The sequence below is a fragment of the Kitasatospora sp. NPDC097691 genome (genome assembly GCF_040302665.1).
Taxonomy (GTDB): domain Bacteria; phylum Actinomycetota; class Actinomycetes; order Streptomycetales; family Streptomycetaceae; genus Kitasatospora.
This window is the reverse complement of record NZ_JBEORY010000052.1, coordinates 47,759-66,235: the sequence shown is the minus strand read 5'-3', so window position 1 is coordinate 66,235 and position 18,477 is coordinate 47,759. Positions and strand designations below refer to the sequence as shown.

Here is an 18,477-nt window from a genome sequence, read left to right as displayed (position 1 = left end):
GCCGACCTCGTCGTGGTCGACTCCGAGAGCCACGACCTGGTCGCCGTCATGCGCCGCGGCCGCTGGGCCGTCGGCGCCGACCGGTTCTCCACCGTGAAGCCCGCCTGACCGCCGCACCGCGCCGCGGAACGACGACGGCCGCCCTCCCCGGGACGGGGACGGGCGGCCGTGGTGCGTCGACGGACGGGCGGCGGCTCAGCCGCCGGGTTCGATGGTGACCTGGTCGACCAGGACCGCCCCGGAGGGCACCGTGAAGGTCACCGAGTTCGGCCCGGCCACGAACTGCGGCAGTATCCACGTCGTGTACCAGGCGGAGTTCTGGTCCTTGGGAGCCGGACCGTAGACCTTGTAGGTCATCCCGGACGGCCAGTCCTTGCCGTTCACCGCGGCCGCGCCCTTGATGTCCGGGCCCAGGTAGTTGTAGTGGACGGTCAGCTTGTACGACCCGGCGGTGGCGATCTCACCGTTCCAGGTCACCGAGCCGCCCGGCTGGAGGGTCAGGTAACTGCCGTCGGCCGACTTGGCGCCCTTGACGGTGTTCCCGGAGGGCGCGTTCTGCCCCTGCAGCTGGCTCGCGTCCACGGTCGACGGGCCGGTGATCGGGGTGGCGCTCGCCGAGGGGGTGCCGCCGGCGGTCGAGCCGGTCGGCGCCGGGGTGGCGGGGCCGGGCGCGGCGGTGGTGGCGCCGCCCTTGGCGTTCTTGTTGCCGTCCGGGTCGCCACCCGTGGAGAGCGCTATCCCGGCGCCGATCGCGATGGCCGCGACCACGGCGACCGCGCCGATCACCGCGCCCTTGCTCCGGCCGCTGCTCGGCCGCTCGTCCCCCGGCTGCGGGCGGGAGTGCTCGGCGTAGCGGTTCTGCTGGGTGGGGGCGGCGCCGTACTCGGCCTGCTGCGGCACGCCGGGCTGGCCGTACGGGGCCTGCGGCTGACCGCCCGGGTGCCCCTGCGGCGGCATGCCCGGCTGACCGTACGGCTGCTGCTGCCGCGGCGGGTAGCCGTAGCCGTACTGGGCGCGCCCGACCTCCATCGGCCGGTTGTACGACGTACGGGGAACACCCTGCTGCGGCTCGGTCGGCTGCCCGGTGGAGCCGTCGGCCGGGCGGTAGAGGTAGCCGAACGGGTCGTCGTCCTGCGGGGCACCGCCCCCCTGGCCCTCGGGCACTCCGTTGCTGCCGGCGGTCGTCACGGTGGTCTGTTCCCCCATCCGGTGCGCGCCGCCGGGCTGCGGGCGGCGCAGATCATGGACGCTGTCGTACCGGGCACCCTACCTGCCGCACGTGACAGCAGGAAAAGAACCCTTGACAACTCACGGGTAACCCGGAACCCACCTGCGGCGTCGGGGCCGCCGGGGCCGTGCCGTACGCCCGCGTCCGGTCTCAGCCCGCGCGCCGGTGCGAGCGCTCGCCGCGCGCCCCGCGCACCGCCCCGCCGCGAGCGCGCTTCTCGTCGTACATCCGTTCGTCGGCGGTGTGCAGCACCTCCTCGATGCTCATCCCGCAGCCCGCCCAGCCGATCCCGAGGCTCACCCCCACCCGCATCGCCCGGCCGTCGATCCGCATCGGCGGGATGATCGCGTTGCGCAGCCGGTGGGCGAGGTCCTTGGCCTCCTCGCGGCCGATGCCGTCGGCCAGCACCACGAACTCGTCGCCGCCGAGCCGGGCCACCGTGTCGCCGTCCCGGACGGCCTGGCTCAGCCGCCGGGCGACCTCGACCAGCACCGCGTCGCCCGCGTTGTGGCCGAACCGGTCGTTGATCGACTTGAAGCCGTCCAGGTCGCAGAAGAGCACCGCGAGCCCCTTGTCCACCGCGGCCGCGCCGCCGGAGCGGAACGGGGCGGACCAGACGTCGCCGCCCGGCCCGTGGTCGGCCGGGACGACCGCGTGCACGTGCTCCCCGTAGCCCGGGCCGAGCCCGGGCGGCGGGACGCCCTCGGGCAGCCCGTAGCCGTGCACCGCCCCGGCGTACGGGTCGGCGCCCTCCAGCCCGTCGTGGGCCGCGTGGGCGCTGTAGGAGTCGGCCGGGTAGCCGTACGGCGGCGGGTAGGCCGCCTCGGCCGGGCCGGGCGCGGCGCCGACCGGCTGCGGCTGGGCGCAGAGCCGGCGGGCCAGCCGGGCCTTGAGCTCGGCGCCGTTGGGCAGACCGGTGAGCGCGTCGTGGCTGGCCCGGTGGGCGAGCTGGAACTCGTGCCGCTTGCGGTCCTCGATGTCCTCGACGTGGGTGAGCAGGAAGCTGGGCCCCTCGGCCGCGTCCGCCACGATCGAGTTGCGCAGGCAGACCCACTGGTAGCCGCCGTCCCGCCGGGACAGCCGCAGCTCCGCCCGGCCGCTCTCGGCGCTGGTGCGCTCCAGCAGGGCCCGGTCCTCGGGGTGGACGAGGTCGGCGAAGCTCTGCTGGCGCAGCACCGCGCGGGGGCGGCCGAGCAGCCGGCAGAGGGCGTCGTTGACCCTGGTCAGCTGGCCGCGCCCGGCGCCGTGCAGTTCGGTGATGGCCATCCCGCTGGGCGCGTACTCGAACGCCTGGCGGAAGCTCTCCTCGCTGGCCCGCAGCGCCTGCTGCTCCTTCTCCAGGCGGGCCAGCGCGCGTTGCATCTCGGCCCGCAGCCGGGCGTTGCCGATCGCGATCGAGGCCTGCAGCGAGAACATCTCCAGTGCCTCGCGGGTCCAGGCGCCGGGCCGCTTGCCGCTGCGCGGGCGGTCCACCGAGAGCACCCCGAGCAGGTCGCCGCCGGCGCTGTACATCGGGGCGAGCAGCCCGTCAGCGGGGTGCCAGTCGTTGGCGTACACGGGCAGCGGGCCGTCGCCGATCCAGCGCGGGATGTCGCTGGCGACGGCCCAGCCGCGGTCGTACGGCAGGAAGCGCAGGGTGCCCCAGTGGTCGCTGACGCCGAGCAGCCGGTCCCAGGACTCCCGGGAGCCGACCTGGCCGAGCAGTACGGAGGGGCCGCCCATCGGGCTCTCCTCCAGCTCCCAGACGGCCGCCACCACGAGGTCGCCGTCCGGGCGGACCAGGCTGACCGCGGCGGCGTCGAAGCCGAGCCCGTGCACCGCGCCCTCGACGACGGCCTGCAGCGTGCCCGCGAGGCTGCGGGCAGCGTTGAGGTCCGCCACGACCCGGTGCAAGGTGCGGAGGGTCGCGAGACGGACGTACGGCTCCGACTCGGCTTCCATGCGGGGGCTCCCCGGCTGCTTCGGATAGTTCTTGATTGGTTATCGTCCGATTGCCAGAAGAACTGAATCACAGGGAGCACAGCGTTCGGCACGCTCGGTCAGCAATAGGGCACCACTTGTGACTTAAATCACACGACACTAATGCGCCCGTAATCAGTTCATCCGCCCCATAACGGGACACATAACGCTATCGGGACCTTTTTTCCTGGTCGACCGCACCGGCCACGGGCTGAAGCCGGCTGCACCCACCGGTCCGTCCGCTTCACCCCTGGGAGTGAGTCCGACCTGCGACCGCAACCCCCCGGACGCTCCGCCGGTCCTACGACCAAGGCCCGATGCCGTTTCCCGCGGGTGACGACTACCGTGCGGTACGTGTACTCGTCCCCGCAGCCCGAAGCTGCCCCCCACGCCACGCCCGACGAGTTCCGGGCAGCACTCTCCCAGCTCGCCGCCGGCGTGAGCCTGGTGACCGTCCACGACCCGGAGGACGGCGAGGACATCGGCATGACCGCGACGTCCTTCCTCTCCGTGTCGCTGGAGCCGCCGCTGGTGCTGATCTCGGTCCGCGAGGACTCCCGGATGGACGAGGTGCTCTCCCGGGTCGACACCTGGGCGGTCTCGGTACTGACCGAGGGGCAGAAGACGCTCGGCTCGCGCTTCGCCATGAAGGGCCGGCTCAGCGACCGACTGCTGTTCGCCGACACCGCGCACCACCGCGGCCCGCGCACCGGCGCCCCGCTGATCGAGGGCGCGCTGGCCACCGTCGAGTGCCGCACCGAACAGCGGATACCCGCGGGCGACCACACCCTGCTGCTCGGCCGCGTCCTGGAGGCCGTGGTGCCCGACCCCGGCGGCCGTCCGCTGCTCTACTTCCGCGGCGGCTACCGCACCCTGGGCTGAGCAGGCCGAACTACTCGCCGCCCCGCGGCGCCCGGCGGCCCTGCTTGACGTCGGAGCGGTGCTTCTTGTTGAACAGCCGGCGCTCGACCATCCCCCGGCTCGGCTTGGTCGCCCGCCGGGCCTTCGGCGGCGGTGCGCACGCCTCGGTCAGCAGCGCCGACAGCCGGGCCGCGGCCGCCTCTCGGTTGCGCCACTGCGAGCGGAACTCCGAGGCCTGGACCACCAGCACCCGGCCGTCCGCCAGCCGCCCGGCCAGCCGCTCCAGGGCGCGCTCGCGCCACACCTCGGGCAGCGCCCCGGTGGACGCCAGGTCGAAGCGCAGCTCGACCTTGGAGTCGGAGGTGTTGACGTGCTGGCCACCGGGGCCGGAGGAACGCGAGAAGCGCCAGACGAGCTCGGCGTCGGGGACGACCACCGACCCCCGTACGCGGATGGGCTCGGGCATGCGCCCATCATCCCGCGCCCGGCCGTCCGGGTCACCCGGTTAATCGGGCCCTGCCTCCCCGTACCCGGCACCCGGTTACCCGCATGCGGCGCGAGCCCCGACAATGGCGTACGTGATCGAGCTCGGCTACTCCCTCTCCAACCGCTTCCCCGACCCCCCGCAGACGGACTACCGCAGCGCGTCCGTGCACGCCCTGCGCTACGACCTGTTCTGCGGCGACGTCTACCTGGACGCCGAGGGCGCCGAGCTGTCCACCGCCTGGGGCTGGGTGCCGGTGCTCGACTTCGCCTGGGCGCTGTGCGACATCGCCGAGCAGCTGGACCGCGACCCGGACGGCAGCCGGGCCGCCCGGGTGCAGACCGCCGACCTCGACTTCACCCAGAACACCGAGCTGCTGCGCTTCGCCCGCCGCTTCAACTGGGTCGAGGTCACCGCGACCTGGCTGCCGGACGAGCCGCCGGCCGTGGTCCGCCACAGCGACCTGCGGCGCGAGTCCCGGGACTTCCTCCAGGACACCCTCGCCGACCTGTTCGACATGCACCCCGACCTGGCCGACAACCCGAACATCTGGTCGCTGCAGGGCCGGTTCCGCCGGATCTGACGGCCGCCTTTGCCAGGGCTTTGCCCCCGGGATTCACCCCCGCGAAGAATTCACGAACCCTGCGGAACCAAGCCCCCCGGGTATTGCGTTGTCCCGGGGAAAAGCGCACGAAGCGAACGAAGGGACAGCAAACGCCATGCCAGTGAGCCTCTCCAAGGGTGGCAACGTCTCGCTGACCAAGGAGGCCCCCGGCCTGTCCGCGGTCACCGTCGGCCTGGGCTGGGACGTCCGCACCACGACCGGCGCCGAATTCGACCTCGACGCCAGCGCGATCGTCCTGAACGCGGACGGCAAGGTGCTGTCCAACGCCCACTTCGTCTTCTTCAACAACACCAGCACGCCGGACAACACGGTCGTGCACACCGGTGACAACCGCACCGGCGAGGGCGCGGGCGACGACGAGTCGATCAACGTCAACCTGGCCGGCCTGCCGGCCGAGGCCACGAAGATCACCTTCCCGGTGACCATCTACGACGGCACCGCCCGCGGCCAGAGCTTCGGCCAGGTCCGCAACGCCTACATCCGCGTGGTGAACGCCGCCGGCGGCGCCGAGATCGCCCGCTACGACCTCTCCGAGGACGCCGCCACCGAGACCGCGATGATCTTCGGCGAGCTCTACCGCAACGGCGCCGAGTGGAAGTTCCGCGCCGTCGGCCAGGGCTACGCCTCCGGCCTGGCCGGCATCGCCCAGGACTTCGGCGTGCAGATCTGACGCACCCCTCCTGAAACGCCGCGGCGCGGGAAGCCGGTCCGTCCGACTTCCCGCGCCGCGGCGTTCGTGCACCCGGCTCAGCGCGAGGCGCGCAGCTCCGGCAGCTGGATCAGCTCGGTCTCGTCCTCCGGCGTCAGGTCCACCACGGTCGGCTCGCCCTGCTCGGACTCCCGCGCGTCCCCGCGCACCGCGCCCGACTCCGCCGCCCGGGCCTCGGCCTCGGCCTTCGCGGCCACCGCCTCGTCACCCACCACGTCCGCCAGGTCGGCCCGCTCCCCGAGTTCGGCGACGCTGCCCACCGCCGACACCGGAGCCGCCGGCCGGACCGGCGCGCCCGCGCCGCGGCCGAAGAAACTGAAGCCCTGCCCGCGCACCTGCCCGGACTGCGCCGGCCTCGGCCGCTGCCGCTCCGCCGGTACGGGCGCCACGGCCGGCGCGGCCTGCGCCCCGCCGAGCTGACCGACCGTCGCCGTCAGCGCCGGACGCAGCGGCGCGGGCCGCACGGACGGCTCGGCCACCGGCGCCGGGGCCGGCGTGGGCACCGCGGGCGCCACCGGAGCGGGCACGGCCATCGGCGCGGGCGCCGGGGCGGCCTGCGTCGCCGGGGCGGCCGGGCGGACCCGCGACGGAGCCGCGGACGCCCGCAGTGCGACCTCCGCGCCCGCCGTCCGCGCCCGCTGCGCCTCCTGCTCGGCCGCGCGGCGCTCCAGCAGCCGCAGCACGGCCGCCGCGCGCACGTAGGCGGCCGGACTGGCCGGGTACTTGGGACGGCTCGCAGCGAGCGCCCGCTGGGCCGCCTCGGCCTCCTTGAGCGCCTGCTCGGCCACCGTCACGGCGCGCTCGCGCAGCAGCCGGGCGATCTCGGTCTCGGCCTTCGCCAGCCGCGACTTCTCCGCCGTCAGCCGCCGCCCGAACCGGGTGGCGCGCTCCTCGGCGACCTCGGCCGCGTACTCGGCCTCCGCCAGCTGCTCCTCGAACCGCTCCTCGGCCCGCATCCGCTGGGCCGCGGACATCTCGGCGGCCGCCCGGGCCGCCTTGTCCCGCTGACGCAGCAACAGCGCGAAGCCGAGTGTCGCGATCAGTGCGGCGATGCCCACCGAGCGCACCAGGATGGTGTCCTGACTGAAAAGCAGAGCGGCCAGAGCGGCTACCAGCAGTACGCCGGCGGCGGTGGGGGGAAACACCCGGCCGAGGACGGAGGAATGACGGTGGCGTCCGCGAGACATGCCAAGAAACTAGCGTGCGAATTGGGGCTCTGTCAGCCCAGGGTCCCCTTCCGCCCTTGACAGGGGGCGGTTTTTACCGCACGTGCCCGGATTCTCACTCAAGATCACGAAGAAAGCCCTGCTCAGCGGTGGGAGGCCGCCGGGCCGCTCGGACCGTCGTGATTCTCGGGCAACTTGCAGACGTGCTGGAGCCAGAGCGCCGCGGCGATCACCGCGACCCCCGCCAGCACCGCGAACCCGGCCGTGACGGCCTGGTCCTTGCGGGCCGACACGTCCAGCTCCCCCAGCAGGTAGATCCCGGCGCCCGCGTAGATGCCGGTGACCACCGCGGAGACCAGCGCGCTGGCCTGCCCCAGCACCAGCGCCCGGGCCGCGAGCAGCGGGTCGACCCCCTTCGCGCCGGGCTGCCGCTCGCGCGCCGCCTTCAGCCGGGAGCGCAGCGACAGCGCGGTCGCCAGCAGGATCACCGCCACCGCCGCCAGCACCACCGGCGCCGCGCCCGGCACCGCCGGCAGCGTGTCCAGGGAGGCCCACAGCTTGGAGCCGGCCCAGGCCAGCGCCGTCGTGGCGGCGGTGATGCCGATCAGCAGGCGGAGGCGAAGCAGCTTCACTCGGAGGAGGTCCTTCCCGGGGTTCCAGAGCCGGCCGACCGCCCGGTGACCCGACGCGGCGGCGCCAGGCCACCGTACCGGGCCCGGCCGGGCGGACACCCGCGCGAACGGCGGACACCTACTGGTACGGCCGGGCCCCCGGTCGAGTTCCCTGATCAACGGCTCCCGGGGCCTACTCCGGCAGCGTCAGCCGGATGTCCTCGCGGCGCTTCACGCCCTGCGCGTCCGGGCCGCCGAGCGCCTCCAGCAGCGCGTCGACCCGCCCGTGGCCGGGCACCTCGGCCTCCGGCTGCGCGTCCAGCCACGGGGCGAGCACGAAGGCCCGCTCGTGCGAGCGGGGGTGCGGCAGCAGCAGCTGCGGGTCGTCGCTGAGCTCGCCCTCGTAGGACAGGATGTCGACGTCCAGGGTGCGCGGCCCCCAGTGGACGGTCCGCACCCGCCCGAAGGCGTCCTCGATCGCGTTGCCGCGCTCCAGCAGGTCCCGCGGGGGCAGCGAGGTGCGCAGCACGACGACCGCGTTGTAGTAGTTGGGCTGTTCGTCGGGCCCGCCGACGGCCTCGGTCTCGTAGACCGCGGAGACGGCCTTGATCTTCAGCCCCGGGGTGTCCGCGAGCGCGTCCACGGCGCCCTGCAGGGTGTCCAGCCGGTTGCCCAGGTTGCTGCCGAGCGCGATCACCGCGCAGCGCTGGCTGTGCAGTGTGGTGTCAGCGGAGTCCACCCGGCTCTCCAGGTCGAACGCGTTCGGCGTGGCGGTCGGGTCGCTGCTACTCATCGAAGTCTTCCCTCTGCATCGGATACCGGGCGCGCGGTGGGGGTCACGCGCGGCCCCGGTGGATGGTCACGGTCACGTCGTCGAACGGCACGGTGATCGGGGCGTCCGGCTTGTGCACCGTGACCTCGACCTCCTCGACCGCTTCGTGCTTGAGGCACTGGTCGGCGATGCGCTGGGCCAGGGTCTCGATCAGGTCGACCGGCTCCCCGGCGATGATCGCCGTGACCTCCTCGGCCACGATGCCGTAGTGCGCCGTGCGGGTGAGGTCGTCTCCGGACGCGGCGGGGCGGGTGTCCAGGTACAGCACGAGGTCGACCACGAAGGTCTGCCCCTCGACGCGCTCGCGCTCGAAGACGCCGTGGTGGCCCCGGGCTCGCAGCCCCCGCAGGGTGACGCGGTCCAGCAAACGAATCACTGCTCCCAGTCGGACGGGCCCCACCCGGAGAAACGCATGGACGGGCAGGGCGAAGGCGGGCAGCACGCCCGCCACTCCGTTTCGAATCTACCCGCGAGCACGGACAACGCCTGACCGTCCTACCCGGCAGGAAACGACGCCACGCGCACCGGAATGGCGATTGACGTGAACGTTCGGTGACCACTCCGGAATTCCCGGGCGACGAACCGCCACCACAATTCCGCAGTGGCCGGAATCAGCCCTCGTCGTCCTCGTCGCCGCTGGTCAGAACGGGTGAACCGTGGTGCGACCAGAGCTTCCACCCGGCCGGGGTACGGCGGAACAGATTGGTCGACACGACCTTTCCGCCGACCAGCGGTCCGAGTTCGCCCTCCTCCTCCGCCTCGCCTCCGGAGAGGATGTTCTCGGTGCACGTGACAAGGGCCACATCGCCGTGGACCTCGGCCTCGACATCGGTCAGGAAGAACTGGATGTACTCCGTGTTCATCATGATCAACATGTACGAACGGGTCACCTGCGCCCGGCCGCGCAGCACCGGCCAGCCGGGGTGGACGCACACCACACCGCCCTTGTCGTCGGCGTCCGCGGCGCCCAGCCAGGTGTCCTCGACCGCCTCCAGGTCCCCCCGTTCCAGCGCCTCGTAGAGCGCCCGGTTCGCCGCCAGCACGGCCTCCAGGTCCGCCTCGCGCGCCTGCCCGGCCGTTCCGCCACTCAACCTGCCGTCACCTGTCACAGACCCTCCCTCACCCCAACCGCGCCGCTTGCTGCCAGGCCGCGACCACCCGTACGGCGTCCGCGGTGCCGGACACGTCGTGCACCCGCACCGCCCAGGCTCCCGCCCGGGCCGACAGCACCGACACCGCGGCCGTCGCGTCGTCGCGCTCCCGGGCCGGGCGCAGTTCCCCGGTTGCCGGGTCGGCGAGCAGCGTACCCAGGAACCGCTTGCGCGAAGCGGCCACGAGGACGGGACGGCCGAGCGCCGTGAGCGCGTCCAGCCGGCCGAGCAGCGCCCAGTTGTGCTCGGCGGTCTTGGCGAAGCCGAGCCCCGGGTCGAGGATCAGCTGGTCCTCCTTGACCCCGGCCGCCAGCAGCGCGTCCACCCGGGCGGTCAGCTCGGCGACCACGTCCCGCACCACGTCGTCGTAGACGGCCAGCCGGTCCATGTCGGCGGACTGCCCGCGCCAGTGCATCACCACGAAGGGCGCGCCGGTCTCGGCGACCACCCGGGCCATCGCCGGGTCGGCCAGGCCGCCGGAGACGTCGTTGACGATCGCTGCGCCGGCCTCGACGGCCCGCTCGGCGACCGAGGCGCGCATGGTGTCGACGGAGACCGTCACCCCGGCGTCGACGAGCTCGCGCACCACCGGGATCACCCGGCGCAGCTCCTCCTCCTCGGGCACCCGCTGCGAGCCCGGCCGGGTGGACTCGCCACCGACGTCCACCAGGTCCGCGCCGCGGGCCCGCAGGGCGAGTCCGTGCGCGATCGCCTTGGCGGGGTCGTGCCAGAGCCCACCGTCCGAGAAGGAGTCGGGCGTGACGTTGACCACGCCCATCACGGCGCAGCGTTCGAGCCGCGGCAGACCGGCCGGAAGGGAGAAGGACGGCGAATCGCTCATGCCCCCATTATCGAACGAGGCCCCCGCCGGGGATTCCCGGCGGGGGCCTCGTTCACGGCCTCGGCGCCTCGAGCGGCGCCGTGGTGCCTCAGGCGGCCTCGGTGACCTCGCGGGTCGACGGGACCGGCATCAGGCCCTCCCGCTGGCGCTTGCGGCCGAAGCGCGGCATGCCGAGGGTGATGAAGGCCTCCGCCTGCATCGCGGCGAAGCCGATCCGCGGCAGGTCCCGGGTGTTCGGGAAGACCAGGAAGCGCGGCTCCCACTCGGGCTGGAACTTGGCGTTGAACTTGTACAGCGACTCGATCTGGAACCAGCGCGACAGGAACACCAGCAGTCCGCGCCAGGCGCGCAGCACCGGGCCGGCGCCGATCCGCTCGCCGCGGGCCAGCGCCGAGCGGAACATCGCGAAGTTGAGCGACACCCGGCGGACGCCCAGCGCGGGCACCGCCTGCAGGGCGGCGACGATCAGCAGCTCGTTGAGGCCGGGGTCGGCGGCGCGGTCGCGGCGCATCAGCTCCAGCGAGATGCCGTCCGGCCCCCAGGGCACGAAGTGCAGCACGGCCTTCAGGTCGTCGCCGCTCTCGCCCTCCTCGGGGGCCTTGTGGGCGGTGACCACCACGCAGTCGTCGTCCAGCGGGTCGCCGAAGCGGCCCAGGGCCATCGAGAAGCCGCGCTCGGTGTCCGTGCCGCGCCAGCGGGCGGCGGCGTCGGCGATCCGGTACTTCTCCTCCGCGGTGAGCTCGGAGACCCGGCGCACCTTGCAGGAGTAGCCGTTGCGCTCGATGCGCTTGACCATCTGGCGGACGTTGCGCATGGCCCGGCCGGCGAGCGAGAAGGCCGAGGTGTCGACGATCGCCTCGTCGCCCAGCTCCAGCGCGTCCAGGCCCGCCTCGCGGGTCCAGACCTCGCCGCCGACCTCGCTGCAGCCCATCACGGCCGGCACCCAGGCGTGCTCGCGGGCCTCGGCCATGAACACCTTGATCGCGCCCGGCCAGGCCTCGACGTCGCCGACCGGGTCGCCGGAGGCCAGCATCACGCCGGAGACCACCCGGTAGGAGATCGCGGCCTTGCCGGTGGGCGAGAACAGCACGCTCTTGTCGCGGCGCAGCGCGAAGTAGCCGAGCGAGTCGCGCTCGCCGTGCCGCGCGAGCAGCTCGCGGACCTTCTCCTCGTCCTCCGCGGTGAGCTCGGGCTTCGGCTTGCCCGGGCGCAGCGCCAGGTAGGCGGTGGTGAAGGCGGTCAGCAGCCCGAGCCCGCCGAGCAGGTAGGCGACCAGGTCGGACATCCGGATGTTGGTGTAGCGGATCGGGCCCTCGAAGCCGAACAGTCCGTACCCGACGTGCTCCAGGCGCTGGGTCAGGCCCGGGTGGCCGATCTCGTACTTGGCCCGGGTGCTCACGATCAGCAGGCCGAGCAGCACGCTGAGGACGCCCATGACGACCAGGTTGGCCAGCGCCCGCCAGCGGGTGCGCGGGTCGGCCTTGGCGTAGAACTCACGCCGGTGGAGCAGCATCACGGCGAGGACGACCAGCGAGACGACCGCCGGGCCGACCTGGTGCCAGCGCACGATGTGCAGCGCCGCGCTGAGCGGCAGCAGCACGCAGACCACCCGCCAGGCCCGCCGCTTGCGGCGGCGCAGCGCGTGGGCGAGCGGCACCAGCAGGATGCCGACCATCAGCGTCCCGACCGCGGCCAGGCTGGTGGTGCCGCCCGGCAGCTGCCCGGCGACGGTGTGCATCTTGGTGTGCCGGAGCTTGGGGAACACCGCGCTGGCGATGTCCACCAGCCCGATCAGCAGACAGGCGTAGCCGACCGCGCCCGGGAGCCAGGCCCTCGGAACAGCGGCTGCCTGGGTGCGCAGCGTCTGCAGGCCGCGGCGACGGCGCGGCGGCTGCTCGGGGCTCGGCTCAACGGACACGGGAACGCTCATGGAAGCTCAGCGTAGAGGCTGCGGTGCGGTGTCCCGTCACTCCGGGGGAGGACGCGTGATGGACCTTCATGCCTATTCCTTCATCAGGCAATGCGCATACCAAGGACCCGGAAACGGTCGGTAAACCGGGGCCGTGGACGCGCTGCGGGTTGAGCCGGCGGTGGGAGCGGGGGGATCGCCGCAGCGTGGCGCGACAGGACCCCCCTGGACGCGTTACGTACGGTGGACGCCGCATTCTAGGGCGCCGGTTGCCTCCGACTTCCCCCCGCCCTTCCGGCTCCCGCCCGGGCGCCCGGACAGCCTAGCTGCGGTGGCCCTACCTGACGGGCCGCCAGACGATGAAGCCTGCCCCGACAGTGTCCCACCGGAAGGCCGACCGCATGGAACTGACCAGCGACGCGCTGATGAACTCGCTGCTCGCACTCGGGACCGCGGCCCTGGTCACCACCCTGTGGGTCTGGCCCCGGCTGGCGAGGCAGCGCCCCCTGCCGGTGCTCGGCCGGATCGGCCTGCTGACGGTCGTTCAAGCCTCGATCGTGGCCGTGCTCGCGCTGTCGGTGAACAACTCGTTCGGGTTCTACACGTCCTGGGACGACCTGCTCGGCCACAGCGGCGCCAAGCTCGCCCTGACCAGCAACGAGAACCACAAGGGCGGCACCCCGGTCGCCGACGCGCTGATCCAGCCCACCGCCGAGGGCGGTCTGGAGACCGTCACCAACCTGCCGAAGGGCACCCCCGAGGAGGTCGGCAAGGTCGAGTCGGTCCAGGTCAGCGGCAAGGAGACGGGCTTCTCCGACCAGATGTTCGTCTACCTGCCGCCCGAGTACTTCGACCCCAAGTTCGCCCTGGTCCGCTTCCCCGTCCTGCTGGCCATCGCCGGCTACCCGGGCACGGCGCTGAACCTGGTCAAGGACCTCTCCCTCCCCCAGACGGCGTACGAGCTGGAGCGCTCCGGCAAGATGCCGCCGACCGTCCTGGTGATGGTCCGCCCCGGGGTGGTCCCGTCCCGGGACACCGAGTGCGTGGACGTCCCCGGCGGGCCGCGCACCGAGGCCTGGTTCGCCAAGGACGTGCCCGAGGCCGTCCTGAGCACCTACCGGGTCGGCCGCACCGCCGGCTCCTGGGCCACCTTCGGCTACTCCACCGGGGGCAGCTGCGCGCTGCGCCTGGCGATGCGCTTCCCGACCGTCTTCGGCAGCGCGGCCAGCCTGCACGGCGACTTCACCGTGCGCCAGGACGGCTACACCGGCGGCGACCTCTTCAACGGCGACAAGGCGCTGACCCAGCAGCACGACCTCGGCTGGCGGCTGCAGAACCTGCCGGTACCGACGCTCAACGTCCTGGTGGTCTCCACCCGCAAGGAGTCGGACTACCCGCAGACCGTCCAGTTCGTCGACCAGGCCACCCAGGTCGCGGCGGCCAACCCGCAGTTCAAGGTCGACTCGCTCTACCTGGAGGACGGCGGGCACAACATCGACAGCTGGACCAAGGAGCTGCCGGCCTCGCTCGAATGGCTGGGCACGCACCTCGGCTAGCGCGTGTGAGTGATTACCCGCCGGTCGGCCCGGTCGGCCGCCGGCCCGAGGGAACGTGTCGAGGCCGTCCGTCCGCCGCCCCGGCGGGCGCCCGCCCCGGATCCGCGCAGGAGGCGCAGTGCTGAGCACCCGATCGCTCTTCAACGAGATCTACCGGAACGACCAGGCGTACCAGCTGTTCTGCAGCATCGCGGCCGGCGGCGAGGACCAGGGCGGCTGGGAGAACGAACGGATCACCACGCTCACCCGGGACCCGGTCCTCGCCCCGAAGGTGGCCCGGCACGGCGCCGACGAGCGCAAGCACGGCCGGATCTTCACCCAGCTGCTCACCAAGCGCGGCCTGCCCAAGGTGCCGGTCCCGGACGAGGCCGACTACTGCATGCTGCTGGAGCGCCAGGGCGTCGGCCTCTCCCACGAGCGGCTGAACAGCGACATCCCGCTGACCGACCGCGAGATCATCACCTACCTGGCGCACAGCCGGGTCACCGAGCAGCGCGCCGCCGAGCAGATGCGCCAGTTGGTCAAGGTGTACGGGGACAACCCCGACCTCGGCCGGGCGATGAGGATGATCTCCGCCGACGAGGACAACCACCTGGCGTACTGCCACGAGGAGCTGCTGCGGCTCCGGGCCGAGGGCCACGGCCCGTACATCCGGCACACCCTGGAGACCAGCGCCCGCGGCGAGATCCGCACCCACCGGGACGTCGGCCTCGCGGTCACCTCCCGGATGGCCCGGATCCTGCGCTGGCCGCGCTGGCAGCTGGCCCTGGTCACCCTCGGGGTGCACGCGCTGTACCTGTACGACCGCGCCTACGGCTGGCGCCGGATGGTCACGCTGCGGATGCCCGAGCGCCGCAACGCACTGGGCACCCCGGCTCCGCCGCACGCGGAGCACGAGGTGCCCTGAGAACCGTTCCCGGCCGCTCGACCGGCCGTTCCGGCCTTACCGGCCGATGATGAGGCTCATCGCCTCGGCCCGGGTGGCCGGGTCGCGCAGCTGGCCGCGCACGCAGGAGGTGATGGTCTTGGCGCCGGGCTTGCGGATGCCGCGCATCGACATGCACATGTGCTCGCACTCGACCACGACGATCGCCCCGCGCGGCTCCAGGATCCGCATCAGCGCGTCGGCCACCTGACTGGTCAGCCGTTCCTGCACCTGCGGCCGGCGGGCGTAGACGTCGACCAGCCGGGCGAGCTTGGACAGCCCGGTGATCTTGCCGCTGGTGGACGGGATGTACCCGACGTGCGCCACACCGCGGAACGGCACCAGGTGGTGCTCGCAGACCGAGGTCAGCTCGATGTCCTTGACCAGCACCATCTCGTCGTGGCCGAGGTCGAAGGTGGTGGTCAGAACCTCCTCGGGCTCCTGCCACAGGCCCGCGAATATCTCCTTGTAGGCGCGCGCGACCCGGGCCGGGGTCTCCAGCAGGCCCTCGCGGTCCGGGTCCTCCCCCACGGCGAGCAGCAGCTCGCGGATGGCGTTCTCGGCCCGCTTCTGGTCGAAGGTCCCGACGGCGGGCGGACCGTCGAGCGTCACCGGGTCGATCATGCGGACCTCGCTTACATGTGGGGAGACTCTGGCTGAACAGCACGGATGCCGCGCCTCCAGGGTACAAACCCTGGTGACGCGGCAGCCATTCCCTACGGGACCGGGATCAGCCCTCGGTCGGCGGCTCGGCGGCCGGCAGCGGCGGGAGCTTCACGACGTCCACCGGAGCGGCGCCGGAGGAGGCGGCGGCGCCGTTGGTGAGCGCCAGCTCCTTCGGCGACTGCACCGGCGGCCGGGTGGACGGCGTGCGACGGGTGGAACCCGTCCAGGCCGGCCGGGTCGGGCGCTTGACGATCGGGGCGAAGATCTCGGCGATCTGCTCCTTGTTCAGGGTCTCCTTCTCCAGGAGCTCCAGAACCAGGTTGTCGAGCACGTCGCGGTTCTCGACCAGGATCTCCCAGGCCTCGTTGTGCGCGCTCTCGATGAGCTTCTTGACCTCTTCGTCGACCAGCGCGGCGACCTCTTCCGAGTAGTCGCGCTGGTGGCCCATCTCACGGCCCAGGAACGGCTCCGAGTTGTCGGAACCGAACTTGATCGCGCCCAGGCGCTCGGTCATGCCGTACTGGGTGACCATGGCCCGCGCCGTGGCGGTGGCCTTCTCGATGTCGTTCGAGGCGCCGGTGGTCGGGTCGTGGAAGACCAGCTCCTCCGCCGCGCGCCCGCCCAGCATGTAGGCCAGCTGGTCGAGCATCTCGTTGCGGGTGGTGGAGTACTTGTCCTCGTCCGGCAGCACCATGGTGTAGCCGAGCGCCCGACCGCGGGACAGGATGGTGATCTTGTGCACCGGGTCGCTGTACTGGCAGGCCGCCGCGACCAGGGCGTGACCGCCCTCGTGGTACGCGGTGATCTTCTTCTCCTTGTCGGACATGATCCGCGTGCGCTTCTGCGGACCGGCCACGACGCGGTCGATCGCCTCGTCCAGGATGCCGTTGTCGATCAGCTTCTTGTCCGAACGGGCGGTCAGCAGCGCCGCCTCGTTGAGGACGTTCGACAGATCGGCACCGGTGAAGCCGGGGGTGCGCTTGGCGACGGCCGACAGGTCGACGTCGGGCGCGATCGGCTTGCCCTTCTGGTGCACCTTGAGGATGTCCAGACGGCCCTGGAGGTCGGGGCGCTCCACCGCGATCTGGCGGTCGAAGCGACCCGGGCGCAGCAGCGCCGGGTCCAGGATGTCGGGGCGGTTGGTCGCGGCGATCAGGATCACGCCGCCCTTGACGTCGAAGCCGTCCATCTCGACCAGCAGCTGGTTGAGGGTCTGCTCGCGCTCGTCGTGGCCGCCGCCGAGGCCCGCACCGCGGTGTCGGCCGACGGCGTCGATCTCGTCGACGAAGACGATCGCCGGGGCGTTCGCCTTGGCCTGCTCGAAGAGGTCGCGGACGCGGCTGGCGCCGACACCGACGAACATCTCGACGAAGTCCGAGCCGGAGATGGAGTAGAACGGCACGCCGGCCTCGCCCGCGACGGCGCGCGCCAGCAGGGTCTTGCCGGTACCGGGCGGGCCGTAGAGCAGCACGCCCTTCGGGATCTTGGCGCCGACGGCCTGGAACTTGGCCGGCTCCTGCAGGAACTCCTTGATCTCGTGGAGCTCCTCGACCGCCTCGTCCGCGCCTGCGACGTCGGCGAAGGTGGTCTTCGGGGTGTCCTTGGTGAGCAGCTTGGCCTTGGACTTGCCGAACTGCATGACGCGGGAGCCGCCGCCCTGCATCTGGTTCATCAGGAACAGGAACACCAGGACGATGATCACGATCGGCAGCATCGACAGCAGCAGGCTGACGAAGGTGCTCTGCTTCTCGGGACTGACGGTGTAGCCCTCGGCGAGGGTGTTCGAGTCCTTGTCGTTGATCTGGGCCTGCAGCTTGTCGGCGATCGCGACACCCTGGTCGCCGATGTACGAGGCCTGGAACTTGCTGCCGGACGGGGTCTTGCCCGTACCGGCACTGGGCAGCGTTGCGCCGTCCTTCAGCTGGATCTTGATCGTGTTCGAGTCACCGGTGGTGATCTGCGCCGACTTGACGTTGTGCGCGTCGATCGCCGCCACGACCTGACCGGTGTCCACCGTCTTGTAGCCGTTCGAGTCCGAAACGACCTGCATCAGTACGATGACGGCGAGGACGGCCAGCACGATCCACATGATCGGCGCACGGAAGTATCGCTTGACGTCCATCCATGCGGGGCGTTGCCGCCCCGTCCCTCCTGCCACTCAACGGCGCCGTGTGGCTGTAGGGCCGCGGCGCGTCCGGTCGGTGCTCATGTGAAGAGCGGTTTATTGGACCGTACCGCAGTCGGACCCACCGATGGCGGGAGCACAGCGACACGGGTTGGTTCTTCGGTCCCCCGGTCCAACGGGCGGGAACGACCTACTGTTCCCGCCCATAGCCCGAACGGAGCCCTCAGCCGCCGTAGACGTGCGGGGCGAGGGTGCCGATGAAGGGGAGGTTACGCAGCTTCTCCGCGTAGTCCAGGCCGTAGCCGACCACGAACTCGTTCGGAATGTCGAAACCGACGTACTTCACGTCGATCTCGACCTTGGCCGCATCCGGCTTGCGCAGCAGGGTGCAGACCTCCAGCGAGGCCGGACCGCGCGAGCCGAGGTTGCCCAGCAGCCAGGACAGCGTCAGGCCGGAGTCGATGATGTCCTCGACGATCAGGACGTCACGGCCGGCGATGTCGGTGTCCAGGTCCTTCAGGATCCGCACCACCCCGGAGGACTTGGTACCCATCCCGTACGAGGAGACGGCCATCCAGTCCATGGTGACCTGCGAGTGCAGGGCCCGGGCGAGGTCGGCCATGACCATCACGGCACCCTTGAGGACGCCGACGATCAGCAGGTCCTTGCCCGCGTAGTCCCGGTCGATGCGCTCTGCCAGCTCAAGGAGCTTGGCGTCGATCTCGTCCTTGCTGATGAGCACCTTCGCGAGGTCAGCGCCCATGTCGTTCTGGTCCACCGGGGATACGTCCTCAAACGTTCGGGGTCTGTGTGGCCGGCGGCCGGCTCC

18 protein-coding genes are annotated in these 18,477 nt (G+C 72.1%); 5 read left to right on the top strand and 13 right to left on the bottom strand.

Annotated elements, in window-relative coordinates:
* Positions 1-195: 195 nt before the first annotated feature.
* Positions 196-1,188, bottom strand: a complete 993-nt coding sequence (locus ABTY56_RS29025; protein WP_350632199.1) for a hypothetical protein — start codon at positions 1,186-1,188, stop codon at positions 196-198.
* Between the two features lie 190 nt (positions 1,189-1,378).
* Positions 1,379-3,169 carry a GGDEF domain-containing protein gene (locus tag ABTY56_RS29020; RefSeq protein WP_350632197.1) on the bottom strand — a complete coding sequence of 597 codons (1,791 nt, stop codon included), beginning with the start codon at positions 3,167-3,169 and terminating at the stop codon, positions 1,379-1,381.
* Between the two features lie 372 nt (positions 3,170-3,541).
* Between ABTY56_RS29020 and ABTY56_RS29015 the strand changes: the two genes are divergently transcribed.
* Positions 3,542-4,069, top strand: a complete 528-nt coding sequence (locus tag ABTY56_RS29015) for a flavin reductase family protein (RefSeq protein WP_350632196.1) — start codon at positions 3,542-3,544, stop codon at positions 4,067-4,069.
* A 10-nt stretch (positions 4,070-4,079) separates the two neighbouring features.
* On the opposite strand, the gene arfB is transcribed toward ABTY56_RS29015, so the two are convergent.
* On the bottom strand, positions 4,080-4,514 hold the full coding sequence (gene arfB / locus ABTY56_RS29010) for an alternative ribosome rescue aminoacyl-tRNA hydrolase ArfB (protein WP_350632194.1): 435 nt from the start codon (positions 4,512-4,514) through the stop codon (positions 4,080-4,082).
* A 103-nt stretch (positions 4,515-4,617) separates the two neighbouring features.
* Between arfB and ABTY56_RS29005 the strand changes: the two genes are divergently transcribed.
* A complete protein-coding gene (locus ABTY56_RS29005) occupies positions 4,618-5,115 on the top strand; it encodes a hypothetical protein (RefSeq protein ID WP_502893207.1) in 498 nt (165 codons plus the stop codon).
* Positions 5,116-5,251: 136 nt separating this feature from the next.
* Positions 5,252-5,827: a TerD family protein gene (locus tag ABTY56_RS29000; RefSeq protein ID WP_350632191.1), complete on the top strand. Its 576-nt coding sequence runs from the start codon at positions 5,252-5,254 to the stop codon at positions 5,825-5,827.
* A 77-nt stretch (positions 5,828-5,904) separates the two neighbouring features.
* On the opposite strand, the gene ABTY56_RS28995 is transcribed toward ABTY56_RS29000, so the two are convergent.
* The 7 genes from ABTY56_RS28995 to ABTY56_RS28965 form a co-directional block, all read right to left on the bottom strand.
* A complete protein-coding gene (locus ABTY56_RS28995) occupies positions 5,905-7,011 on the bottom strand; it encodes a hypothetical protein (RefSeq protein WP_350632189.1) in 1,107 nt (368 codons plus the stop codon).
* A gap of 164 nt (positions 7,012-7,175) precedes the next feature.
* A complete protein-coding gene (locus ABTY56_RS28990) occupies positions 7,176-7,664 on the bottom strand; it encodes a DUF3180 domain-containing protein (protein WP_350632188.1) in 489 nt (162 codons plus the stop codon).
* Positions 7,665-7,836: 172 nt separating this feature from the next.
* The gene (gene folK, locus ABTY56_RS28985; RefSeq protein WP_350632186.1) at positions 7,837-8,436 is read right to left on the bottom strand and encodes a 2-amino-4-hydroxy-6-hydroxymethyldihydropteridine diphosphokinase; all 600 of its coding nucleotides are present in this window, start codon (positions 8,434-8,436) and stop codon (positions 7,837-7,839) included.
* 43 nt (positions 8,437-8,479) lie between these two features.
* Entirely contained in the window at positions 8,480-8,839 is a 360-nt protein-coding gene (folB, locus tag ABTY56_RS28980; protein ID WP_030059580.1) for a dihydroneopterin aldolase, read from the bottom strand.
* A 247-nt stretch (positions 8,840-9,086) separates the two neighbouring features.
* Positions 9,087-9,566 carry a nuclear transport factor 2 family protein gene (locus ABTY56_RS28975; protein WP_350632185.1) on the bottom strand — a complete coding sequence of 160 codons (480 nt, stop codon included), beginning with the start codon at positions 9,564-9,566 and terminating at the stop codon, positions 9,087-9,089.
* Positions 9,567-9,594: 28 nt separating this feature from the next.
* Positions 9,595-10,467: a dihydropteroate synthase gene (gene folP / locus ABTY56_RS28970; protein ID WP_350632183.1), complete on the bottom strand. Its 873-nt coding sequence runs from the start codon at positions 10,465-10,467 to the stop codon at positions 9,595-9,597.
* Positions 10,468-10,555: 88 nt separating this feature from the next.
* Positions 10,556-12,397: a phosphatidylglycerol lysyltransferase domain-containing protein gene (locus ABTY56_RS28965; protein ID WP_350632181.1), complete on the bottom strand. Its 1,842-nt coding sequence runs from the start codon at positions 12,395-12,397 to the stop codon at positions 10,556-10,558.
* Between the two features lie 380 nt (positions 12,398-12,777).
* On the opposite strand from ABTY56_RS28965, the gene ABTY56_RS28960 reads away from it, so the two are divergent.
* Both ABTY56_RS28960 and ABTY56_RS28955 read left to right on the top strand, forming a co-directional pair.
* On the top strand, positions 12,778-13,932 hold the full coding sequence (locus ABTY56_RS28960) for an alpha/beta hydrolase (protein WP_350632180.1): 1,155 nt from the start codon (positions 12,778-12,780) through the stop codon (positions 13,930-13,932).
* Between the two features lie 118 nt (positions 13,933-14,050).
* Positions 14,051-14,839, top strand: a complete 789-nt coding sequence (locus tag ABTY56_RS28955; RefSeq protein ID WP_350632178.1) for a ferritin-like domain-containing protein — start codon at positions 14,051-14,053, stop codon at positions 14,837-14,839.
* 36 nt (positions 14,840-14,875) lie between these two features.
* On the opposite strand, the gene folE is transcribed toward ABTY56_RS28955, so the two are convergent.
* From folE to hpt, 3 genes are all read right to left on the bottom strand, one after another.
* Positions 14,876-15,481, bottom strand: a complete 606-nt coding sequence (folE, locus tag ABTY56_RS28950; RefSeq protein WP_329883966.1) for a GTP cyclohydrolase I FolE — start codon at positions 15,479-15,481, stop codon at positions 14,876-14,878.
* Positions 15,482-15,587: 106 nt separating this feature from the next.
* Complete coding sequence (ftsH, locus tag ABTY56_RS28945; RefSeq protein WP_350632176.1) at positions 15,588-17,645, bottom strand: ATP-dependent zinc metalloprotease FtsH; 2,058 nt, start codon at positions 17,643-17,645, stop codon at positions 15,588-15,590.
* Positions 17,646-17,871: 226 nt separating this feature from the next.
* Positions 17,872-18,426, bottom strand: a complete 555-nt coding sequence (gene hpt / locus ABTY56_RS28940; protein WP_030059589.1) for a hypoxanthine phosphoribosyltransferase — start codon at positions 18,424-18,426, stop codon at positions 17,872-17,874.
* Between the last annotated feature and the right edge of the window lie 51 nt (positions 18,427-18,477).

What these genes read in the sequence shown, in the direction of transcription:
- ABTY56_RS28965 (WP_350632181.1), bottom strand. Translation starts at nt 12,397, where the DNA reads ATGAGCGTTCCCGTGTCCGTTGAGCCGAGCCCCGAGCAGCCGCCGCGC.
- folE (WP_329883966.1), bottom strand. Translation starts at nt 15,481, where the DNA reads ATGATCGACCCGGTGACGCTCGACGGTCCGCCCGCCGTCGGGACCTTC.
- ABTY56_RS29005 (WP_502893207.1), top strand. Translation starts at nt 4,618, where the DNA reads ATGGCGTACGTGATCGAGCTCGGCTACTCCCTCTCCAACCGCTTCCCC.
- ABTY56_RS29000 (WP_350632191.1), top strand. Translation starts at nt 5,252, where the DNA reads ATGCCAGTGAGCCTCTCCAAGGGTGGCAACGTCTCGCTGACCAAGGAG.
- arfB (WP_350632194.1), bottom strand. Translation starts at nt 4,514, where the DNA reads ATGCCCGAGCCCATCCGCGTACGGGGGTCGGTGGTCGTCCCCGACGCC.
- ABTY56_RS29020 (WP_350632197.1), bottom strand. Translation starts at nt 3,169, where the DNA reads ATGGAAGCCGAGTCGGAGCCGTACGTCCGTCTCGCGACCCTCCGCACC.
- ftsH (WP_350632176.1), bottom strand. Translation starts at nt 17,645, where the DNA reads ATGGACGTCAAGCGATACTTCCGTGCGCCGATCATGTGGATCGTGCTG.
- ABTY56_RS28960 (WP_350632180.1), top strand. Translation starts at nt 12,778, where the DNA reads ATGGAACTGACCAGCGACGCGCTGATGAACTCGCTGCTCGCACTCGGG.
- folP (WP_350632183.1), bottom strand. Translation starts at nt 10,467, where the DNA reads ATGAGCGATTCGCCGTCCTTCTCCCTTCCGGCCGGTCTGCCGCGGCTC.
- folK (WP_350632186.1), bottom strand. Translation starts at nt 8,436, where the DNA reads ATGAGTAGCAGCGACCCGACCGCCACGCCGAACGCGTTCGACCTGGAG.